Here is a 7582-nt window from a genome sequence, read left to right as displayed (position 1 = left end):
ACATGTTGAAAGTTGATTATCAGGCGCCAGTATTTTTAGCGTAAACCGTCGTCAATAGCTCGTGGGTGAATAGTTACTCATGCGATGGGTTAGACACCATCTGTCTCAGCGACCTTTGCCGTGAGAACGAGGCGTACTTTAACGGATAATAATTTTAGGTCAACAAAAAATATTCTATTTATCAACTGACTGGAGATAAATCCACCTATTTGTATAAATTAATACCAGAAATGTCGATTCCTATCCCCTTTTTGTACTAGCAATTCGTTGCCTGAAAACATATCGTAAACGCATACTTCTGCTAGTTTATAAATCAGACATTTACAATAAGTAAAATATTCTTTATTCGCTAACTTTTAACCTCAATAAATACAACTCATTTTATATCAACCTATTGCAAACAAATGGGCTCATTTCTTTTAACTAAACTCATACTATTTCTCCTACTCTCCATTAATAATCAACTTTTTTTACTACTATGCCAAAGTCTGTGCTTTCTATAGTTTGAATTGTTAAACAACGAATGCAATTGAACAGATAGGGGCGAGTAAATGACTAAAATATTTTTTACTCTTCGTAGATTCGTGATAACGCTAACGGTTATGAGCCTATCGATCCCTTTCTATGTCCGTGCGAACACCTTGACCATGGGGTTAGCAGGTCAAATTAAAGATCGTTGTGAGATTACTTTTTTATCAGGCAATGTGATGACCTTTTCTGAGCAGAAGACGCAATCATTGCCCTTCTCACTATATTGCAATCGCCCTTTGGGGATCACCATCAATTCTCAATATGGTGGCCTTAAATATGAACATCAGGGCGTTGAATTAATTGAAAATTACGAATTATCGTTGCAAGTCGATGAGCTTCGATTAAATGAAAGTCGACTTAGTAGACAATTGCTTTCGCCCGCAATGATAGACAGCTCTGGTGTTATTCCTTTTACTCAACGAGGAGTACTTAGGGTAACGCTCGAAAATAACTTGCTTTATGCGGGTTATTATCATGACGTTATTGAAATTGAAGTATACCCTTCAATTCATAGCGTAACAAAGTAGGAACTCTGCAAATAACTGCAGAGCAATATACGCTCAGCCGTAATTGAGCCAACAATCAAAAGTGAAAGGAATTTCTTATGAAAAAGCTAACACTCTGTGCAGCTGCTGTAACCGCTATTTTTGGTGCTAACGCTTACGCCGCTCCAGGTGACGTTCAGTTAGTTGGTTATGTATCACCTGTTTGTGAAGTGACTGGCCTTGCCACACAGTTAATTGACTTTGGTAACGTCTCAACAATTCAAAGCGTTAGTGTAGGTGGTCTGGAATTGAAATGTAATGATGCAGATGGTGCGACCGTTACCATGACCAGTGCGGAAGGTGGTTTGGAGTCGGATGATAATGAAGACTTTGCTCTAAAATATGACGCAACATTTAACCCTGCTGGCGGTTTAGCATCCTTTACATTGAACGCACCGGGTGGCCCTGGTCTAAACGATGTTTCAGCTTCTCAATCTTATGGTGGTTCAGGCAATTTGGCTACTGGTGTAGGTGCATCAATTGACATTGTTACTACCGAGACATCTCCTTGGGCTGGTGGCTACTCTGACACATTAACTGTGAATATCACCTCAAACTAAACGTACAGAATGAGGGGGCGTATTTCGCCTCCTCCTTTATTGTCATGTAAGATTTTTTTGATGGAGCTCACTGCTATGATTCGTTGGTTCACATTTTTCTTTTTGTCGTTTACGTGTATGTTCGCACATGCTTTTAAAGTAGAACCGATGTCTGCCGAGATGGCACCATTAGGGAAACGTGCTCAAATGACGATGCGGGTGGAGAATACCTCTACTGTGCCATTGACGGTAGAACTACAACCCTATTTCATGACCATGGATGAATATGGTAACGAGACCATTGTGCCTGCGGATGAAGAATTATTGGTCATACCCGTCACTGCCATTATAGAACCAGGCCGGGCACAATCAGTTATGATTCGTTACTTAGGCGATCCATCCATCACTGAATCTAAAGCGTATCGGGTTGCGGTTAAACAAGTTAAAGTGGAACGAGCCAGCAGCAATCAAGGCCAAGTGAGTTTACTTCTTCGATTCAACACGCTCATCAATGTTCGTCCGCAAAACACCTCGCCCCAGTTTTCCGTCACAAGTATAAAACAAAACGACAAAGACAATTGGGTTCTAGATGTGCTGAATAGCGGCAACAGTTACGGACGATTAACCAACACGACGTGGAAAGTATCCGATGGCACTCAATCTACTTATTTAAAAGGAAATGAAATTTCACAACGTATCTCAGGGACGTTAGTATTGCCCCACTCCAAACGTTCTTTTGAAATGTTGCCACTCGAGAACTTCAACATTCGTACACTATCAATTGATATTGAACAGGAGGAGTAACGATGCAATGGCGTTTATTAGCCGGAGTGATAGTGTGCTTTATATATACTCAAGCGTTTGGAATTACACTCTCCCCCACGGTCATTGAGCTAAATACGGATCATCAACTAACTTCGCAGTTGGTAGTTTCCAACAACTCAACCAAAACGCTCGCACTTGAAGCCAACGTTCGACGTTTGACATTTGCGCCTAATGGTACGTTTGAAACGTCTACGTCTAGCTCACCAAATGAAGACATTTTGGTGTTTCCGCCCGCAGCAATGCTCGCGCCCGGAAAGCGTCAAACATTTAGAATACAATGGCTAAGTAAAGTGCCTCTCGAAATGTCGCAAAGTTACTTTATCCGCTTTAGCACCGCCGATATAAATCGAAGCAGTACTCAAGTTGAAAAGGTGAATGGTTTGTCTACTGGGATTAATCTACAGATCCACTACAATGCACTGTTACACGTTCACTCGTCTTCTCTTCAACCGGACATAAAGTTACATATTGGTGAACATGGTAGTTTAACGCTCACTAACACCGGGAATCGATTTACCTTCACTTCATTACTCAGGTTCGACAACCTTCCTGATGATATTAATCAGACCGTGCATAAGGCGCTGGGTGAGCAGTTTGTTCCGCCTCATTCTACTATTACTGTACATTCTTCTTCGATTCAATTACCCGTTGGCATATATCATGGTTATGAAAACTGACATTTTTAAGATCATGCGCACGTTGGTTACGCCCACTTTCATGTGCTGCTTGGTTCTATTCATAATAAATTCTGCTGCCCACAGCCAAGAAATGGTGCTTAATCCAACTGGCCGAGATATTAAACTCACCTCTTTACTAAGGGTCAGTGATACTATATTAGGTGAAGCAGACATCACCATTACGGCAGACAACCAAATTTTATTACCCAAAGAGGACACCCTGTCTCTCCTAACGTCAGTTGTGACACAAGAGGTAATAAATGCGCTTAAAGAATCCAGTGGTGATGACATATTGTCTCAACAGCACTTCGCACAAACAGGGGTAAGTTTAACCTTTGATTTTGCTTCATTAGAATGTGTCTTGACAATCCCACCACAGTCCAGCCTGACACAGAATTTATCTATGAGCGAAGCGGGAAATTTATATAATTATGCGAAGCCAAGCCTTTTGAGTGGCTATGTGAATGTGTCGCTTTCCGCCAATGAAAGTCAATTTGTCGACGAAGACTCTGCTCGAGAAAGCCTATATCGCAGTCGATTCGACTCAGCATTCAATCTAAGCATGCTTAATTTTGAATATGAATCCTTTATAGAAAATGGTTCTCTAACCGGTTCAAGCTACATTAGAGAAGGCACACGCCTTAATATCGATTACCCCCAACAAGGTACTCGAGTAGTAATAGGCGATATGTACAACAGTGGTCAAGCTTTTCAAGATGGAACAGACATTTTGGGAGTTGGCGTGACGCGTGACTTCACTCTTATACCCACCAAAAATGTACGCCCTCGTGCAAGTCAATCATTCACACTCCAGCGCACGTCTAATGTCGATGTGTATATCGATGGCATCCCTGTACAAAGATTAACCCTTGGTGCGGGCAGTTATAATCTCAGTGATATTCCACTAGCACAAGGAAACAATGATATTGAGCTCGTTATTACTGATCGTTCAGGAAATGAAGAACGCATTGAATTTTCGATTGCGACCGGTAATGATTTATTAAACAGTGGCGAATTCGAATACAGTATCATGTATGGCGTTCCATCAGAAATCCAAAATAAACAATTAGAATACCTCACGGATGAACGTATTTTTCACGGTTATCTCGATGTTGGTGTCTCACCTTGGTTAACCTTAGGAGTTAATTCTCAAGTGCGTGAAAACCTATACCAATATGGTGCTAGCGCACTTTTCGCTTCTAAACTAGGCATTACTGAATTAAACGCTTCACACAGTGATCATCCGATTTATGGTCGCGGTGACGCTTATAAAGTAGCATTCGATGCCGAATTTTCTAAATCAAACTCACTAGAGCCACAGTTAAGCCTCAGTTATGAATATTTAAGCAATAGCTTCAGTGGAATATCGGCATATGAAGCATCAAGCAGTGATATTAATTTAACGACTCATTATGCTAGTGCTTTTGGATCCATCTATCTTTCACGTTCATTACGCGCGGCTGTTACTCTAAATTATCGAGCTGGCGTTGATAAAAAAAACGACTATTGGATTGTAAGCCCCAGCCTATCTGCAAGATTATTCGATACACCCGCCACGTGGAGCGCTCGTGTTAATTATAAGAATAACGAGAGGGGGAGCGATGACATTAGCACGACTCTCACCTTAAGTTGGCCACTCAGCAAACAAACACGTGTCGTTGGTCGTTATTCAACAGAACTCAATGAAAGTGCCTTAGATTATAGTTATCAAAATAATATTGGAAGCACTGGCGGCGTTTCTGCATTTGCCAGTGCCATTAATAACAAAGAGACTGACGCGGATGTTAATCTTGGGGTTAACTATACGGCAAACCGCTATGAATTAAGCGCGAGTCACACCTCTCGCCTTGAGAGCATCAGTGATAATACGAGAAATCATAGCACCGATCTTAAGCTTAGTAGTGCGGTGGCATTTGCAGGGTCATCAGTGACAATAGGAAGACCCGTTAGAGAAGCGTTTGCCATCATTAATAAACATGAAAGCCTTGCAGAGAACGACATTGCCATCGACCCTACCCGAGACGGTAAGCAAGCACGCGTCTATCTCTATGAAGACTCTTCTGCGTTGGTTCCTGACCTTGTGGCCTATAGCAGCCAAGTGATCGGATACGACGTGGAAAACTTACCACCCGGTTACGATCTCGGAGAAGGCGCTTTTTGGGTTAAACCTGGCTATAAAAAAGGATTCCAACTGCAAATTGGTTCTGATGCGGTATTAACCGTCATTGGTAAACTGTTCGATCGTCAAAGTAACAGCCCTATTTCACTTGTTGCGGGCTTTGCGCAGTACCTTGGTAAAACACAGCAACAACCAATTGAATTCTTTACAAACCGTAGTGGTGTTTTTGCGATTTCTGGATTAAAACCGGGGCAATACAAACTCGTTCTTGACACTAAAGAACAAGAGTCAGTAGTTATTAATCTTAGTGAACGAAGTGACACCTTGATCAGATTAGGAGAGTTATATGTCGATTAAACAACTAAAGCGGAGCGCGTTGTTCTTGCTACCATTGGCTAATATACCTTCTGTTTGGGCTTGTGAAGCTAACTCTCTGTCTATCCAACCAGTATCAACACAAGCAAAATACGATGTCTTCAATAACAGCAGTTTTGCAACAACCAATACCTATCGTGTGAGTGCAAATATTATTGGTGAGGGCTGCAAACTGAACTTAGTTTTACAGCTTGACGATACAAGTAAATCATTGAAAAGTAGCCGTCAAGATTCGCTCTTTTTCGAGTGGAGTGGGCAATCAGGTAACACAATAGCTAATCAATGGCGCTTTACTTTGACCGAGAACCAACCTGCTGCAACCGTACAAATGCGCTTTCCCGCTAAACAATGGTTAACGTCAGGGATCTATCGAGGCGTATTAGAAGTTGCTACGTCATATGCACAAATAGACGGCAAAATAGAAATAAGTCCTACTTTGCTTCCTGTCACTGTGGATGTACCACCAGCAGCGAAAATTCATTTTTACGGATTATCACAACCACATTATGACCTTGACTTAGGAACGTTACACTCAAACAAAGTAATCAATTCATCGCCTAACCTATGGGTTCAAAGTAACTCTGCCTATGCGGTTGTTTTGGAGTCATCAAATCATGGTGCATTACGCCACGAATCACATGAACCCAAGTGGGATATTCCCTATCAAATTATCTTCGACAACGACTACGTCAATCTTACACAATTTAGTGTACGTATCCCACGTCACGCTGCTACGACTGGTCAACCTATTCCTCTGATCTTTGTTATTGGTAACGCAGAAGAAAAACCTGGAGGTCAATACGAAGACACATTGCAGATATCAATCGAACCTAATTTATCCCAACAGCCATAAAGCGATACATATATCAAAATATGAATACCACATTGGCAAACTTCCGCGTTGTTACCTAGAATTGACTAATCTATAAGTGAGCACAATAAAAAACGGAAATTATAACTATGAGTTATGTAGAACAAGAACATAATTGTAATCGGGCTATAAAGCATATACTTTTGATAGGCGATGACGGGATTAGCAACCAATTTATAATACAAGAAATAAACAAAAGTGGCTATTTTTCTTTTGAAAGAAAATGCTTACAAGAAATTAATAAATCTACTAAGACCATCAGCTCTGATCTCGTTCTTATTAGTTATCTAACCTTAGAAAAGGTTATCGATATCCAAGTAACGTTATCACAGGTATTATCCAATAAATGGATAATTTATGATTTTCCTAAAGAAATTGGAGAAATGATAGTAGCAGAAACACAATTAATGTATCTCATAGATTTGAAAGGGATTATCTACCAGGATGCACCTATAGAGCACTTTACGCGTTGTTTAAAAAGCGTAATTGATGGTGATCTGTGGCTGCCAAGAAAAGTAATGACAGAGATGATAACCGACATTCGTCCTTATGCACTACAGCTGCAAGCGAAACAGACTCATTTAACCAAGAGAGAGATTCAAATATTTAAACTTGTCATCAAAGGCGCATCCAATCGTGAGATATCTGAAGATTTATTTATCGCTGAATGTACCGTTAAAACACATGTTTACAACATATATAAAAAATTAAAAGTAAATAACCGTAAGGAAGCCATTCAAAAGGCAAGCTTTATTTATGATAAAATTTTATTTACCCAGTATCATCACTAACCTTTTCATTGCTTGCAAACTAAATTCACGGTGAAAACATCTAATTCATCTATCAGTTCTTTGATAGTAACTATTCACCCGCGAGCTGGCTTTGTTGCTTAAATCGATGGAACTAAATCAAGAAGCTACGATCTGATCGGCTACACCCATTAATCATCGTAGCCTCATGCCTAAACCTCGTTACAAAACAACTAACTGGACGCAGTACAACAAAGCCTTAATAAACCGTGGTTCTCTGACCTTTTGGATTGATGAGGAAGCGATAGCCGAGTGGAAGCAAAACAAACAAGGCAAGCGCGGCAGACCTCG

Annotated in this window: 8 protein-coding genes; all 8 read left to right on the top strand. The window is 40.6% G+C overall.

What is annotated here, in order from left to right; all coding sequences use genetic code 11:
- The first annotated feature begins 551 nt into the window (after positions 1-551).
- The gene (locus R8N49_RS23920; RefSeq protein WP_225492135.1) at positions 552-1058 is read left to right on the top strand and encodes a hypothetical protein; all 507 of its coding nucleotides are present in this window, start codon (positions 552-554) and stop codon (positions 1056-1058) included.
- A 77-nt stretch (positions 1059-1135) separates the two neighbouring features.
- A complete protein-coding gene (locus R8N49_RS23915) occupies positions 1136-1636 on the top strand; it encodes a hypothetical protein (protein WP_169644000.1) in 501 nt (166 codons plus the stop codon).
- 75 nt (positions 1637-1711) lie between these two features.
- A complete protein-coding gene (locus tag R8N49_RS23910) occupies positions 1712-2419 on the top strand; it encodes a molecular chaperone (protein WP_169643998.1) in 708 nt (235 codons plus the stop codon).
- A 2-nt stretch (positions 2420-2421) separates the two neighbouring features.
- Complete coding sequence (locus tag R8N49_RS23905; protein ID WP_169643996.1) at positions 2422-3117, top strand: fimbria/pilus periplasmic chaperone; 696 nt, start codon at positions 2422-2424, stop codon at positions 3115-3117.
- A gap of 91 nt (positions 3118-3208) precedes the next feature.
- Entirely contained in the window at positions 3209-5593 is a 2385-nt protein-coding gene (locus R8N49_RS23900; protein ID WP_169644015.1) for a fimbria/pilus outer membrane usher protein, read from the top strand.
- Positions 5583-6464, top strand: a complete 882-nt coding sequence (locus R8N49_RS23895) for a hypothetical protein (RefSeq protein WP_169643994.1) — start codon at positions 5583-5585, stop codon at positions 6462-6464. Before R8N49_RS23900 ends, R8N49_RS23895 begins: the two co-directional genes overlap by 11 nt.
- Before the next feature lie 107 nt (positions 6465-6571).
- Complete coding sequence (locus tag R8N49_RS23890) at positions 6572-7273, top strand: response regulator transcription factor (RefSeq protein ID WP_169643992.1); 702 nt, start codon at positions 6572-6574, stop codon at positions 7271-7273.
- Positions 7274-7439: 166 nt separating this feature from the next.
- Positions 7440-7582 (top strand): transposase (locus tag R8N49_RS23885; protein ID WP_169643946.1); only part of this gene is annotated, 143 nt, incomplete at its 3' end.

It is taken from the genome of Vibrio sp. 1978, from assembly GCF_033344345.1.
Note: the sequence above shows the minus strand (reverse complement) of the source record. Positions and strands in the feature narration are given on the sequence as shown.